Source organism: Terrihabitans soli, from assembly GCF_014191545.1.
GTDB lineage: Bacteria > Pseudomonadota > Alphaproteobacteria > Rhizobiales > Methylopilaceae > Flaviflagellibacter > Flaviflagellibacter soli.
The window spans coordinates 1,191,254-1,204,292 of the sequence record NZ_AP023361.1; the positions used below are offsets into that span (position 1 = coordinate 1,191,254).

Sequence of the window (13,039 nt, forward strand, 5' to 3'; positions counted from 1 at the left end):
CACGCAGCGCGCGCCGATCGTGACAATTCCGTATATACGCGCGTGAAGTATTGCGACAAACTTCTCGTAACTATCAAAAAAACCATTCTGCCGCAGGGGCTTCCATTGTCTGCTTCAATATCCGATATCGCGGACGTAATGGACGAGTTCTATCACGATTGGCGGATCCGCATCGACGAGAGCGAGGGCGGGGGTGTCATGGTCTTTGCGCCCAAGAGTAATTACGGGACGCCGATTATCGCCGAAACGCCGGGCGAGGGGCTGAAGCGCGCCATCGCCTATATCGATCGCCAGATCGCCCCGCAGGTTTCCATCGTCCGCGCGGCGGTGGAGGAAGAAGCGCGCAATTACGGCCTCGATTATTCGCGGGCACGGAAGCGGGTGGGGGTCTAGTTCGCCTCTCCCGCGCCAAGTCGGGTGTTCCCGACTTGGCCATCCAAAATCTGAACTCGGAAACATCCGAGTTCAGGTGGGAGAGGTCGGCACGCGCGAAGCGCGGCCGGGTGAGGGGAGTTTCCCGGACAAGCTGCACGCAGTGCAGCGCCGATCCGGGACCCAGGGTTCAGTCGCGCAGCGCCGCATAAACAAAAGCCCCGCACACGCGGGGCTTTGTCATTTCCAGGCTCAAGCCGCCTTTAAGGCGTCTGCTTCATCGGCCCGCCGCCCGGCGCGGCCGGCTCGGTGATGGCCGGCGCATTGGGATTGGCGTCCTTGAGGGTCGTCTCCCCATCGGCGCCGCGTGTGTTCTCCCAGGCGACATAGCCGCCGATCAGAGCGACCACGATCACAATGGCCAGAATTCCCGTTGTCTTGTTGTCCATTTGGTTTCTCCCCGTATCCGCCCCCCATGCAGCCTGAAGCTGCCCCTGAGGGAATGGATGAGAGGTGGGGAGGGTTCCCGCGATTAAAGACGACGATGTCACCCATGTCGTTCCAAAGCTAGCAAGCGTACGTCAGCGATAAAGCTTTCGAAGGTTTGCAGATAGGGACGAACGCTTTTGGGAAACTTTTCGATTAGAGGTGCTGGCACAACAAGCTGTACCTTCGCATCGACCATTTCTTTAAACTGCGCCTCAGAAATCCCCTCTTGCAGCGTTAAGAGGTGTTTTGTGTCTATCCGATCGGCTTCTCTCAGAATCTGCCGCCACCGGTCGCGACAGGTTGTCTTGGCTGCAAGCATTCTCAATTTATCGGCCGGATACGTTGGGTCTCGATAGGCAGACTGTGAGGGGAAGAGAAAATCGGGTCGTTTGCCTGGCTCAGATTGCCGCCCGTGAGCGAAATGATTCCCTTCTTGGAGCTGCTCTTCGATAAAGATAGCTCGCGCATGGAGCTCAAGAGAATTGCCACTCCTAGCTTTGCGTCGTTGCAGGACTGTCTGAGCCCTCAAAATAAAGTCGTCCAGAGAACCAAAGCCCTCTTTAATCAAGGGGAGCTCAAGCGCCTGCTCGATACTTCTGAATATCTCGAACTCGCATTCCCGCCGTTTTACCAAACGCTGGTCGGGGGTAAGATGAGAGTCTGATCGTAATGTCACCGCCTTTTCGACGACCTCAGCTCCGGTTGGAAACGTTGACAGCCACGCGTGCGGTATTTCGTTAAGCTCTAACCAACAACTCGACCTCCGAGCTAGGCTAGGCTGGAATAGGCTTTTCTGCGGTTGATCCGGGGACCATACAATCCATTTGCTTGGCTCCACAGGACCAATTCTATCCTCAACGGTTTCCTCCTCGGTTTCATGCTGACAGACCCAGATGTGAGCTTCGAAGGCTCGGCCGGATTCGTCGAGATGAAACGCGAAAATCGTTAAAGCCCCGGTGCTTTCCGGATCCAAAAGAGAGGAGTTGCTGCCACCAAAATTCGTCAATCGCGTTTCGTTGCGACCATTCCTTTTGTTTTCGTGACGCTTGCTGTTGTAATAAACAAGACGAACTTTCCGGCTATCCGGGCAGGGTTGAACCGAGATATCGATCCATCTGTCGGGGTTCTTGATGTCTGTACGGTCGATCTCGGGGAATATTGGAAATACGAACTCTTTAGGCAGATAGGGGCCAGCCTGATGGGACCCGTTTGCAAGAGTGTCATTGCCCGATAACCGCTTGACACACCAAATGAATGATGGCCCGCCGAATTCGCTTAGCCACTCAGTAAGTTCAGCCAGCGGCATCTGCTTCTAGTCCCCTAATTACTTCTTCGGCACTTTCTGATTTCAGCCAAGCCTCGATCTGGGCAAGCACATCATAAAGCGACTGGCGACCTCTGCCTTTCAATGCACATTCCCATACGGTGAGCACTCTCCAGCCCGAACACTTAAGTGTAGCCACAGATTCAAAGTCGCGCCGAACATTCCCGGTGATTTTTGAATGCCAAAACTCCTCCCGCGAAGAGGGCCACTTAAACAGATTGCAGTCATGGCCGTGCCAAAAACAGCCATGGACGAAGATCACGGCACGATGTTTCGGAAAAACTAAGTCTGGTCTGCCGGGAAGGTCTCTTCTGTGTAGTTGATATCGAAAGCGTCGAGCATGGAGGCCTCTGCGAATTGCGAGTTCCGGGGCAGTGTCCTTGCTCCGGATGCCAGACATCATTCGGCTACGCGTATGCTGATCGACGACGTCAGCCATTTGCCACTTTCAGCTCCTTGGCTTGGGTGACAGGCTGCAGCAACTCAGATTTGGTAGCAAGCTGGCGCAGCAGATAAGGAAGTACATGCGCCGCAACAGCTTGGACTACTGGAACGACAACGGAGTTTCCAAATTGCTTGTAAGCCTGAGTATCCGATACTGGAATCTTGAATGAGGACTCGCTTGGCTTATCAAAGCCCATGAGCCGCGCACATTCCCGTGGCGTCAATCGTCTGGGTGGCTTCCGTGGCTGCTTGATCAAAATCTCAGAACCATCCTTGTAATATCTAGCAGATAGGGTTCGGGTGATATCGTCGGGCCCCACCAATCCAAACCCAAATCCATTTCCTTTCTCGCGATGCTTTTCTGCATAGTTGCGCAGATACGTCCAGAGATGCTGACTTAATGTGTATTTATCCGATACAGTAGCGTGGCGACCGCTTGTGTATCCGTTGTCTGGCTTCTCCGTGCCATCTTCCGAGTGAAGGATGCTTCCTAGCTTCGGTCCAGAGAGAGAGCCTGGAATTGTCATTCCGTCGAAGGTGAAGTCTTCGATGTCTCGAAATCCAACAATGAATATGCGCTCCCGATGTTGGGGAACCCAAGGCTTCGCATCTATAACTTTCCACTTGATATGGTACCGAAGGTCCTTCGTAAGTACGTCATTTATAATTTTGAATGTTCTTCCTTTGTCATGATTGACCAGATTTTTCACGTTCTCGAGAACAAACATATGAGGCCGGTGATGATCAATAATCCGCTTTACATCATAGAAAAGTGTGCCTTGCGTTTCACATGCGAAGCCATGCGGTCGATTCAATGCATTCTTCTTTGAAACACCGGCGATAGAGAATGGCTGACACGGGAAACCCGCTAGCAACACATCGTGAGAGGGAATTTCTTGGAGGCCGACGGCGCGAATATCACCTGCAATTTCATGAGTGTCTTCGGAGAAGTTGGCTCGATAGGTCTGTTGGCTAAAACGGTCCCATTCACTCGTGAATATGCATTCGCCCCCGATCGTCTGGAATCCTCTACGAAGTCCGCCGATACCGGCAAATAGATCAATGAAGGTGAAGGCCGACGTGCGGTTGGGAGCGTTGTCGGCTGGTCGCCAAGACCGCAACAAATCCAGCACTGCGCGTTTAGGGGAAACGTGGTCATTTTCCCACCTATAGACTGTGCGCTCTGAGTACCCGAGCCGAACAGCTACCTCGCTAACTGAGAGGCCTGCCTGCTGACGCAGTGACGAAAATTCTGACACAGCTCCTCCTAGGTCGATTTTTGACAGTATGTCAGATTCTGACCTAAGAACATTACGTGAACATAACGTTATCAACCAGAGAAATCTGGGGTTTTTCTTTCAACAGTCATCGCCCCCAGAGCGCGTATGCCCGCTGTTGGGCAAAGTCGCTGACGTAGAAATCCCTCAACTTAGAAAGCTTCACTTAGCCAGCGCCGCCCGATCGTCAGCGCAACCGGCTCTCTCCCCAACCCCAAAAACCCCAACCCCCTCAAAGCCCTCGGCGCCGGCCCCTCACAGCCCCACCTTGCCTCGACCCCCGTCCCATGACAGCCTCTCGCCCGCATCATTTCCCGAGCGAGCTCTGAGTCGAAGCCCTTCATGAGCATGACTGCGCAACCTTCTGATCTGCCGCAGTTTCCGGGTCTCGCCGGTCTGCTGTCGGGCGCCGGTGCGGGCAATCGTCTTCTGCTCAAAGCCACAGGGGCGTGGACGGCGCCGAATGCCGCGGCGCTGAACGCCGTCGAGCGCATGGCTCTGGCCGAGCAGGGCGAGCTTGAGGTTCTGGAGATCGATGCGAGCGGCATCCAGGAACTCGACACCTATGGCGCCTGGCTGATCGAGCGGCTGCTGCGCCGCGGCCGCGAGCTCGGCTATGAGGTCAAGCTCATCGGCCTGCCGCTGCGCTTCGAGGCTCTGTTCGAAAAAGTCGGCACGACCCACAAAACGCCGGCCTCCGCCGCCAAAGAGCGTCCGGTCTGGGAAGAGACCTTCGATTGGCTCGAGACGATGGGGAAGAACGCGGCGCGCGATCTTCTGCAGATCACGGCCCTGTTCGGCGCCTGCGGCGAAGTTCTGTTCAACGCCATCAAGAGGCCGTCGAGCTTCCGCTTCACCTCGCTCATCCATCATCTCGACCGCGTCGCCTGGCAGGCGGTGCCGATCGTCCTTCTGATTACCTTTCTCATCGGCTGCATCATCGCCCAGCAGGGCTTCTTCCATTTCCGCCAGTTCGGCGCGGAAGATTATGTGGTCGATCTTGTCGGCGTTCTCGTGCTGCGTGAAATCGGCGTCTTGCTTGTGGCCATCATGGTCGCCGGCCGCTCCGGCTCGGCCTACACCGCCGAGCTCGGCTCGATGAAAATGCGCGAGGAGATCGATGCGCTCTCGGCCATGGGGCGCGATCCGGTCGAAGTGCTCATCCTGCCGCGGCTGCTCGCGCTCGTCATCGCGATGCCCGTATTGACATTTCTCGGCGGCATGGCGGCGATCCTCGGCGGCGGCCTTGTCGCCGTCACCTATGCCGGCATGAGCCCTGAGGTTTATATCGGCCGGTTGGAAGAGGCGGTGTCGATCACCCATTTCCAGGTCGGCATGATCAAGGCGCCGTTCATGGCGCTTCTGCTCGGCCTCATCGCCTGCAATGAAGGCCTGAAGACGGGCGGCAGCGCCGAGAGCCTCGGCGCGCACACCACAACATCCGTGGTCAAGGCCATCTTCCTCGTCATCGTGCTCGATGGCCTGTTCGCCATCTTCTTTTCCTCGATCGGGATGTGAGCTGAATGGCCGAGACGCCCGCCATCTCCGTCAAGGATCTCGTCGTCGGCTTCACCGAACGCAACGTGCTCGATCATCTGTCGATCGATGTGCGGCGCGGCGAAATTCTCGGCGTGGTGTCGGCCTCCGGCGGCGGCAAATCCGTGTTGCTGCGCACCATTCTTAATCTGTTGCCCAAGCGCTCGGGCGTGATCGAAGTGCTCGGCCAGAATATGGACGATCTGTCTCCCGCCGAGCAGAGCGCCATCGGCCGCCGTCTCGGCGTTCTCTTCCAGCACGGCGCTTTGTTTTCCTCGCTGAATGCGCTGCAGAACGTGCAGTTTCCGATGCGCGAATATCTCGATCTGCCGCAGAGCCTGATGGACGAGATCGCCATCACCAAGCTCGAAATGGTGGGCCTCAAGCGCGACGATGCGCGAAAGATGCCGTCCGAACTTTCGGGCGGCATGATCAAGCGCGTCGCGCTCGCCCGCGCCCTCGCGCTGGAGCCGGATATAGTTTTCCTCGATGAGCCGACCTCGGGTCTGGACCCTATTAGCGCGGAAGAATTCGACAAGCTCATCCGCACGCTGCAACAGACGCTCGGTTTGACGGTCTATATGAACACGCACGATCTCGACAGCCTGGTCACGATCTGCGACCGCATCGCGGCTCTGGCCGATGGAAAGGTCGCAACGATCGGCTCGCTCGCGGAAGTGCGCCAATGCGATCATCCGTGGGTGAAAGCCTATTTTGCCGGCGAGCGCGCCATGACGATCTCGGGCGGCGCCCGGAAAAGGACTATGGGGGAGATGTATGGAAACGCGCGCTAGATATGTCCTGGTCGGGGCTTTCCTTCTTGCCGCCGCACTCGGCGTCTTCTTCTTCGTCTACTGGCTGAACAATTCGGCCGGTTTCGGCGCCCGCAGCGAATACCGCATCGCCTTCAAGGGCCCGGCATACGGGCTCATCGAAGGCTCCTCGGTTCTGTTCAACGGCATCAAGGTCGGCGAGGTTACGCAGCTCGGTCTTGATGCGGCGGCGCCCGGCGATGTCATCGCCCACATCTCCGTCGTGTCCGGCACGCCGATCGCCGCCGACACAAAGGTCGGCGTCGAGAGCCTGTCTCTTATGGGCACGCCGGCCGTGGCATTGCTCGGCGGCGCGGCCGGTGCGCCGCTTCTGGCCTCGGCCGATGGCCAGCCGCCGCTTCTGATCTCGCCGCCGGAAGCCAGCCAGGACATCATGCGCGCCGCAAAGACGACGCTGCTGCGCATTGACGGCCTGATCGCCAAGAACGACCAGCCGATCACCGATGCGATTGCCAATGTGAAGACCTTTGCCGAAGCGCTCGGCCGCAATGCCGGCAAGGTCGACAAGATCGCCGATGGCCTGTCGGGCATGTTTGCCGGTCAGCCCAAGGCCGCGACCATGTCGATAGATCTCAGCGCCGCCGAAACCTTCGGTCCGCTCGGCCCCGCGCCCGACAAACAGCTCGTCGTCGCCCAGCCGACGGCGGTCCTGTCGCTCGACAGCCAGAAGATCCTCGGCGAGCAGGGGGCGAAAACCGCCCAGGTCCTGCCCGAGACCCAATGGAGCGACAATCTGCCGAAGCTCGTGATGCGCAAAATGGTGCAGAGTTTCGAGAACGCGAAATACGACAAGGTCGAAACCGAAGACGATGCGTTCACCTCGGACGCCAAGCTCCTCTTGGACTTGCGCTCGTTCTTCGTCTCGCCCGACGCCAAGGGGGTTGTCATCGAAATGACAGCAAAGCTCCTTGTAGATGGCAAAGTGGCCGGGTCGCAGACCTTCCGCCAGACAAAACCGGCGGATGTGACCAATGCCGATGCGGTTGCCGGGGCCTTCGATCAGGCCTTCCAGCAATCGGCCAAAGAAATTGTAGTTTGGACATTAGGTCTGTTGTGACGCTTACACATATATGGTTTTGAACTTGCCGGGCTTTTCAGGACACTAAGCCTATAGGGGTCTTGGACCGCCGCACTTGCAGGGGCTTCGAATGACGCGTTTTGAATTGAAATTGAGTGCGCTGGCGCTCGGCGCGGCTCTGATCTGCAGCGGGGCTCCCGCTTTCGCCCAGGCCACCTCCGCCCAGGCCGCGCCGGTCCCGCCGCCGGCCGATACTTTCCCGCTTTATCTCGGCAATTGGGTCGGAGAGGGCACGCTTGTCTGGAAGAGCGATGGCAGCAAGGAGCGCATGAAGTGCACCGCCGTCTACGCCCAGCCCGGCGCGCCCGATGAGCTGTCGCTGAAATTCGACTGCAAGAGCGACAATTACACGATCATCCTCGACGGCGTGATCGAGTCGGACAGCAAGGGCTCGGTGAAGGGCCAATGGTCCGAGCGCAGCCGCAATATCGGCGGCGCGGCCATCGGCCAGGCCAAGGAAGGCCGCATACGCCTGCGCATCGAAAGCTCCGCCTTCGGCGCCAATCTGCAGATGGGCGTCAAAGCCGATAAGCAGCAGGTGGCCATCAAGTTTTCGGGCGCCGGCGAAGAAGCCGATACCGAGCTTCTGCTCAAAAAGGCAAAGTAACCCTCATTTCAGCTAAAGCCTTGGGGCGGCGGGTTTCCCGGGATGGGAGGCCCGCCGCTCTTGACTTAAAGCCTCTGGTTGACCCAATTACCCAATCGGCAATTGGTTTAATCAAATGGATCAGCAGGTCAAAGGGCGGGAAGGCGGGGCCGACTATCATGCGGCTCTGACCCAGCTGCGCGCCTTCATCGCCCAGCAGGATGCGGATTCAGACACCCGCCTGCCGCCCGAGCGCGAGCTCTGCGAAAATCTCGGCGTCTCGCGCGGCGAGCTGCGCAAGGCTCTGGCCATTCTGGAATCCGAAGGCCAGCTCTGGCGCCATGTTGGGCGGGGCACCTTTATCGGCCAGCGCCCCATCGACGAGAGCGATGTCGGCACCCTGTCGAGCCGCACCAATCCGAGCGAGGTCATGCGCGCCCGTCTTCTGATCGAGCCGGCGATTGCCCGCGAGGCGGCCATGAACGCGAGAGCCTCCGATATCGAGGATATGCGGATCTGCCTCCGGCAGTCCCGCGAGGCCGAGACCTGGCGCCGCTACGAGAATTGCGACAACCGTTTCCACCGCAGCGTGGCGCAGGCGGCGGGCAATACGCTGCTCATCGGCCTGTTCGACACGCTGAATGCGGTGCGCCGCGCGGTGGTGTGGGGGCGTCTGCGCGCCGACGCCAAGGCGCCGTCACCGAGCCATCACAGTTTCCGGGAGCATGAGGAGATCGTTCAGGCGATTGAATCGCGCGATGTCGAAGGGGCCGGCCGCGCCATGCGCCAGCATCTCGAATCCGTCGAACGCAAGCTGCTCGAGAGAGCGGCGATCAGCGGCGAAGACGACCGCTGATCACCTTTTTGATTAGCTGACCGGCGTGTGCAGCTCGCCGACGCCTTCGACGAAACCGTGCATCACATCGCCCTTCTTCACGGCGCCGACACCGGCGGGCGTGCCCGACATGATGATGTCGCCGGGGGCGAGGGTGAAGAGGCCCGAGAGATAAGAGATCATCTCCGGCACTTTCCAGATCAGCTGGTTGAGATCGCCCGTCTGTTTGCGCTCGCCATTGACGTCGAGCCAGATGGCGCCCTTGTCGGGATGGCCGATTTCGGAGGCCGGAACGAGCTCCGAGCAGGGCGCTGAATATTCGAACGCCTTGCCGACTTCCCACGGACGGCGAAGATCCTTCGCTTCGCTCTGCAGGTCGCGGCGCGTCATATCGAGGCCGACGCAATAGCCGAACACATGGTCCAGCGCCTTGTTCAGCGGGATATCCGTGCCGCCTTTGCCGAGTGCGACGACGAGTTCGATCTCGAAATGCAGATCGGAGGTCTTCACCGGGTAGGGGAACTTCTCGCCCGAGAGGATGACGTTGTCCGGGTTCTTCTGGAAGAAGAAGGGCGGCTCCTTGTTCGGATCGTGCCCCATCTCGATGGCGTGCGCCGCGTAATTACGGCCGACGCAATAGACGCGGCGGATCGGAAAGAGTTTCGAGGAACCGCGAACGGGCAGGGTCGTCAGCTTGGGCGGAGCGACGACAAAATCGCCCTCGGGCTTTGCGGAACGGGAAGCAGCCTCATTCATCCGTGTCTAACTCCAGCGTAGAATTCGATCTTGCGTTCGAGGATCGCGATCAGCTCGGCGGCGCCGAGTGCAAAGGCGAAAACGATGATGGTGAGCGCCCAGAACTCCTCCATGAGGAAGTTGCGGGAATAAAGCTCAAACAGCTCGCCGAGCCCGAGGATCGAGACGAGCAATTGCCCGATCACAACGCCTTTGACGCCGCGGATCACCCCGAGGCGGATACCGGCGAGGATTTCCGGCAGAGCCGAGAAGAAGATGATCTTCTGCGTCGTCTGCCAGCGCGTGGCGCCGAAGCTCTGCGCCATGGCGAGAAGCGAAGGCGGCACGTCGCGCACGCCGGCGCGCGTATCGAGCGCGATGATCCACACCGCAAAGAGCACGACCGAGGCGACGATGGTCGCCTGACCCATGCCGAACAGGATCATCAGGATCGGCACGAGCGCCGAGAGGGGCGCCGAGACGAAGAGATTGACCCACATGCCGAGCAGTTTGTCGGCGCTGTCGGAACGGCCCATCAGATAGCCGAGGGGCACGCCGATCAAAATCGCGATGCCCATGCCGTAGAAGAAGCTCGTGACGGTGAGGATCGCAGCGTTGAGAAACGTTCCCGTCCCCACGACCTGCCCGAGCTCCATGACGATGCTGGAGAGCGGCGGGAACAGAAAGACGAGATTGAGCTGTCCGACGATCTCCCAGACCAGGGCCCAGAAGAGCAGGGATGCGAGCGGCGGTATGCGATAGCCGGCGATGGTCATCGGTTAATCCGCATAATCGCGCAGGCCGCGCCAGATGGTTTCGACCGTGTCGAGATAACCGCTATCGCGGCGGATCTGATCCGGGTCGCGGTCGCGCGAAATCTTCGGCTCGATGATGTCGGAGACGCGGCCGGGACGCGGCGACAGAAGAACGATGCGGTCGGAGAGATAGACCGCTTCTTCGATCGAATGCGTCACGAAGATCAGCGTCTTGTTTTCGATCTGGCGCAGGCGAAGGAGATCTTCCTGGAACTTGCGGCGGTTCTGTTCGTCGACGGCGCTGAACGGCTCGTCGAGGAGCAGGACATCCGCATCGACCGCAAGCGCACGCGCAAGGCCGACGCGCTGGCGCATGCCGCCCGACAGTTCATGCGGATAGCGGTTCTCGAAACCGGCCAGGCCGACCTGCTCGATATAGTGCTTGGCCTTGGCTTCGCGTTCGGCTTTCGGCACGCCGCGCAGTTCGAGGCCGAAGGCCGCGTTGCGGAGCACCGAACCCCAGGGAAGAAGAGCGAAGTCCTGGAAGACGAAAGCGCGTTCCGGACCGGGAGCCGTCACCTTCTGGCCCTTGACCAGGACTTCGCCCGAGGTTGCGGGGAGAAGGCCCGCGATGATTTTCAGGAGCGTCGTCTTTCCGCAGCCGGACGGCCCGAGAAGCGAGATCAGCTGGCCGGTCGGGAACGACAGGTTCACATCGCGCAGCGCTTCGACGCTTGAGCCGTAGCGCTTCGACAGATTGCGGACTTCGACAACAGGGTTTGCGGTGTCAGGCATGGCCTGTCTGATGGCTCGGACCGTCGCAGTCATCAGTGATGCTCCTTCTTGTCGGGCCTGAACAGGGCGATCTCGATCGTTTCGAGCAGCCCGACGGTCACGGCGGCGAACAGGATGATGGTGGCGATCGCCGCATACATTTCGGCGTAATTGGCGATCGAGCGGTGATAGGTGATGAGGTCGCCGATGCCGGTCGGCGTAATCAGAAGTTCGGCAAGGATAACGCCGACAAAGCCGGCGGAGACGCCGAGGCGAAGACCCGCAAAGATCATCGGGCTCGCATCGGGCAGGACGACCTTGAAGATTTCCTGGCGCGAGGAGCCGAGGAACGAGCGGCACATGGCCCTGAGAGATGGGCTCACATTGCGCACCGCTTTATAGCCGTTCAGCGCGATCACCGGCAGAGCCAGGATCACGACGGACAGCACTTTGGCGGTAAGGCCGATGCCGTAAATGAAAGTGATGAGCGGGATGAGGGCGGCCATGGGCGCCGCCTGCATCACGACGAAGACGGGCACGCCCGCCCACTCCAGTTCTTCGCGCAGGCCCATCGCAACGCCGGTGACGACGCCGATGACGACGGCGAGAGTTACACCGATGACGAGGGGCTGAAGCGTGTTGAGAAAAGCTGCCGGCAGCGAGCCGTCGGCAACCATCCGTCCGAACGCCAGAACGACGTCGGAGAAGGGAGGGAAGGCCACATTGATCGGAATGCGGCCCGCCACTTCCCAGGCAAGGCAGAACAGAATGACGGACGCCAGGCGCCACAGGATCATCGATCCGCCCCGGCGGCCGGCCGAAGCCGCCGCCGGAACGGCCGCGGCATCCGCCGCGACGCTGGTGTGTGCACTCATATCTACTCGCCTCGTTTTGAGTTCGCGTCAGCCGCCGAGAGTGGCGCGAGCCTTCTCGACCGGTCCGAGGATCCAGAAATCCTCGGCCTTCAGCGAACCGGCGTCACCCTGCAGGGCGCCGGAGACGGTGTAGAACTCGAAATCGCTCCGCACCGCAGCCGCGCTGCCGCCATCGGCGGGATAGAGCTTGGCTTCGACCGCGTCGGCGAAATAGGGCTCGACTTCCGCTTCCAGATCCTTCGGCAGATCCGGCAGCAGCTTGTACTTGGTGCGAAGAGCAACGACCGCTTTCGGGTCCTTGTTCAGTTCGCGCGTCGTCTTGATCAGTTCCTCGACGAGGATGTTGATCGCATCCGCATTCTTTTCGAGGAAGGCGGTGTTGGCATAGAGCGCTTCGTCGGTCGCGTTCACATTGCCCATATCGAGCGTCTTGAACTTGTCGCCGCCCTTGTCCTTCAGCATGCGCAGCGCGCCGCTGTCGACGATGGTCGCCTTCACATTGCCCTTCAGAAGGGCGCCGGCGCGCACTTCCGCACCCGGTACATACGAATACTGCGAGAACTTGATGCCGTGCTTCTGGGCCATCAGGTTCATGATGGCTTCCGTGCCCGAGCCGCGCGAGTGAACGGCGAACTCCTGGCCGTCGAGATCCTTCCAGTCCTTGTAGAACTCGGTGTTCACAACCGGATAGAAGCGCAGGTTCGACACCTGATAGAAGAGACGGATCGGCGCTTTCACCTTCTGGATGAGTGCGTAAGGCGTTCCGATACCGACATCGGCCTGGCCGCCCACAACGGCCTGCGCCGCAAGGTCTTCGGACTTGAAGAAAGTCGCTTCGACGTCTACGCCACGTTCCTTGGCGCGTTCGAATGCGATGAGAAGATTGAGGCTTTCAACACTGGCGATATCGCCGAAGGCAACGCGGATTTTGTCCGCGGCGCTGGCGGGTGCGGTAAACGTCCAGAAAAGTGCAGCGGCGGCTGTCAGGCGCGCAGCCGTAGAGAACCAAGCCCTTGTGCTCATTGCTTTCCTCCCGTATTGCCGTTTAACCAATGTGGCAATTTATGCTGATTGGTTAGCAGACCCGTCCGGGACCGTCAAACCACTCGTTGCATTTTGCAAACAC

General features: G+C 59.5%; 15 protein-coding genes. 6 read left to right on the forward strand and 9 right to left on the reverse strand.

The window, feature by feature from the left end; translation table 11 throughout:
* Positions 1-105 precede the first annotated feature (105 nt).
* Positions 106-393 carry a hypothetical protein gene (locus IZ6_RS06220; RefSeq protein ID WP_222877133.1) on the forward strand — a complete coding sequence of 96 codons (288 nt, stop codon included), beginning with the start codon at positions 106-108 and terminating at the stop codon, positions 391-393.
* A gap of 242 nt (positions 394-635) precedes the next feature.
* Here the strand turns inward: IZ6_RS06220 and IZ6_RS06225 are convergent, their stop codons facing one another.
* From IZ6_RS06225 to dcm, 4 genes are all read right to left on the reverse strand, one after another.
* Positions 636-821, reverse strand: a complete 186-nt coding sequence (locus IZ6_RS06225; protein WP_222877134.1) for a hypothetical protein — start codon at positions 819-821, stop codon at positions 636-638.
* 98 nt (positions 822-919) lie between these two features.
* Positions 920-2,167, reverse strand: coding sequence for a type II restriction endonuclease (locus tag IZ6_RS06230; protein ID WP_222877135.1), 1,248 nt, complete (start codon positions 2,165-2,167; stop codon positions 920-922).
* Positions 2,154-2,624, reverse strand: a complete 471-nt coding sequence (locus IZ6_RS06235; RefSeq protein ID WP_222877136.1) for a very short patch repair endonuclease — start codon at positions 2,622-2,624, stop codon at positions 2,154-2,156. The genes IZ6_RS06230 and IZ6_RS06235 overlap by 14 nt, the downstream gene beginning before the upstream one ends.
* Positions 2,617-3,888 carry a DNA (cytosine-5-)-methyltransferase gene (gene dcm, locus IZ6_RS06240; RefSeq protein WP_222877137.1) on the reverse strand — a complete coding sequence of 424 codons (1,272 nt, stop codon included), beginning with the start codon at positions 3,886-3,888 and terminating at the stop codon, positions 2,617-2,619. The genes IZ6_RS06235 and dcm overlap by 8 nt, the downstream gene beginning before the upstream one ends.
* Before the next feature lie 360 nt (positions 3,889-4,248).
* Between dcm and IZ6_RS06245 the strand changes: the two genes are divergently transcribed.
* The 5 genes from IZ6_RS06245 (at position 4,249) to IZ6_RS06265 (ending at position 8,795) form a co-directional block, all read left to right on the forward strand.
* Positions 4,249-5,424 (forward strand): ABC transporter permease, encoded by a 1,176-nt coding sequence (locus tag IZ6_RS06245; protein ID WP_225874021.1) that lies wholly within the window; start codon positions 4,249-4,251, stop codon positions 5,422-5,424.
* A gap of 5 nt (positions 5,425-5,429) precedes the next feature.
* A complete protein-coding gene (locus tag IZ6_RS06250; protein ID WP_222877138.1) occupies positions 5,430-6,236 on the forward strand; it encodes an ABC transporter ATP-binding protein in 807 nt (268 codons plus the stop codon).
* The gene (locus tag IZ6_RS06255; protein ID WP_222877139.1) at positions 6,220-7,332 is read left to right on the forward strand and encodes an ABC-type transport auxiliary lipoprotein family protein; all 1,113 of its coding nucleotides are present in this window, start codon (positions 6,220-6,222) and stop codon (positions 7,330-7,332) included. Before IZ6_RS06250 ends, IZ6_RS06255 begins: the two co-directional genes overlap by 17 nt.
* Before the next feature lie 91 nt (positions 7,333-7,423).
* Positions 7,424-7,960, forward strand: coding sequence for a hypothetical protein (locus IZ6_RS06260; RefSeq protein ID WP_222877140.1), 537 nt, complete (start codon positions 7,424-7,426; stop codon positions 7,958-7,960).
* A gap of 115 nt (positions 7,961-8,075) precedes the next feature.
* A complete protein-coding gene (locus tag IZ6_RS06265) occupies positions 8,076-8,795 on the forward strand; it encodes a FadR/GntR family transcriptional regulator (RefSeq protein ID WP_222877141.1) in 720 nt (239 codons plus the stop codon).
* A 12-nt stretch (positions 8,796-8,807) separates the two neighbouring features.
* Here IZ6_RS06265 and IZ6_RS06270 read toward each other — a convergent pair whose 3' ends face one another.
* Genes IZ6_RS06270 through IZ6_RS06290 form a run of 5 tightly spaced genes read right to left on the reverse strand, consistent with a single transcriptional unit; the run spans position 8,808 to position 12,936 of the window.
* Positions 8,808-9,530, reverse strand: a complete 723-nt coding sequence (locus IZ6_RS06270; protein ID WP_222877142.1) for a fumarylacetoacetate hydrolase family protein — start codon at positions 9,528-9,530, stop codon at positions 8,808-8,810.
* On the reverse strand, positions 9,527-10,285 hold the full coding sequence (locus tag IZ6_RS06275) for an ABC transporter permease (RefSeq protein ID WP_222877143.1): 759 nt from the start codon (positions 10,283-10,285) through the stop codon (positions 9,527-9,529). The genes IZ6_RS06270 and IZ6_RS06275 overlap by 4 nt, the downstream gene beginning before the upstream one ends.
* A 3-nt stretch (positions 10,286-10,288) precedes the next feature.
* Positions 10,289-11,059: an ABC transporter ATP-binding protein gene (locus IZ6_RS06280; protein ID WP_225874022.1), complete on the reverse strand. Its 771-nt coding sequence runs from the start codon at positions 11,057-11,059 to the stop codon at positions 10,289-10,291.
* A 32-nt stretch (positions 11,060-11,091) separates the two neighbouring features.
* Positions 11,092-11,913: an ABC transporter permease gene (locus IZ6_RS06285; protein WP_222877145.1), complete on the reverse strand. Its 822-nt coding sequence runs from the start codon at positions 11,911-11,913 to the stop codon at positions 11,092-11,094.
* A 27-nt stretch (positions 11,914-11,940) separates the two neighbouring features.
* The gene (locus IZ6_RS06290; protein ID WP_222877146.1) at positions 11,941-12,936 is read right to left on the reverse strand and encodes an ABC transporter substrate-binding protein; all 996 of its coding nucleotides are present in this window, start codon (positions 12,934-12,936) and stop codon (positions 11,941-11,943) included.
* Positions 12,937-13,039 lie beyond the last annotated feature (103 nt).

What these genes read in the sequence shown, in the direction of transcription:
- IZ6_RS06225 (WP_222877134.1), bottom strand. Translation starts at nt 821, where the DNA reads ATGGACAACAAGACAACGGGAATTCTGGCCATTGTGATCGTGGTCGCT.
- IZ6_RS06230 (WP_222877135.1), bottom strand. Translation starts at nt 2,167, where the DNA reads ATGCCGCTGGCTGAACTTACTGAGTGGCTAAGCGAATTCGGCGGGCCA.
- IZ6_RS06235 (WP_222877136.1), bottom strand. Translation starts at nt 2,624, where the DNA reads ATGGCTGACGTCGTCGATCAGCATACGCGTAGCCGAATGATGTCTGGC.
- IZ6_RS06245 (WP_225874021.1), top strand. Translation starts at nt 4,249, where the DNA reads ATGAGCATGACTGCGCAACCTTCTGATCTGCCGCAGTTTCCGGGTCTC.
- IZ6_RS06250 (WP_222877138.1), top strand. Translation starts at nt 5,430, where the DNA reads ATGGCCGAGACGCCCGCCATCTCCGTCAAGGATCTCGTCGTCGGCTTC.
- IZ6_RS06255 (WP_222877139.1), top strand. Translation starts at nt 6,220, where the DNA reads ATGGAAACGCGCGCTAGATATGTCCTGGTCGGGGCTTTCCTTCTTGCC.
- IZ6_RS06260 (WP_222877140.1), top strand. Translation starts at nt 7,424, where the DNA reads ATGACGCGTTTTGAATTGAAATTGAGTGCGCTGGCGCTCGGCGCGGCT.
- IZ6_RS06265 (WP_222877141.1), top strand. Translation starts at nt 8,076, where the DNA reads ATGGATCAGCAGGTCAAAGGGCGGGAAGGCGGGGCCGACTATCATGCG.
- IZ6_RS06270 (WP_222877142.1), bottom strand. Translation starts at nt 9,530, where the DNA reads ATGAATGAGGCTGCTTCCCGTTCCGCAAAGCCCGAGGGCGATTTTGTC.
- IZ6_RS06275 (WP_222877143.1), bottom strand. Translation starts at nt 10,285, where the DNA reads ATGACCATCGCCGGCTATCGCATACCGCCGCTCGCATCCCTGCTCTTC.
- IZ6_RS06280 (WP_225874022.1), bottom strand. Translation starts at nt 11,059, where the DNA reads ATGCCTGACACCGCAAACCCTGTTGTCGAAGTCCGCAATCTGTCGAAG.
- IZ6_RS06285 (WP_222877145.1), bottom strand. Translation starts at nt 11,913, where the DNA reads ATGAGTGCACACACCAGCGTCGCGGCGGATGCCGCGGCCGTTCCGGCG.
- IZ6_RS06290 (WP_222877146.1), bottom strand. Translation starts at nt 12,936, where the DNA reads ATGAGCACAAGGGCTTGGTTCTCTACGGCTGCGCGCCTGACAGCCGCC.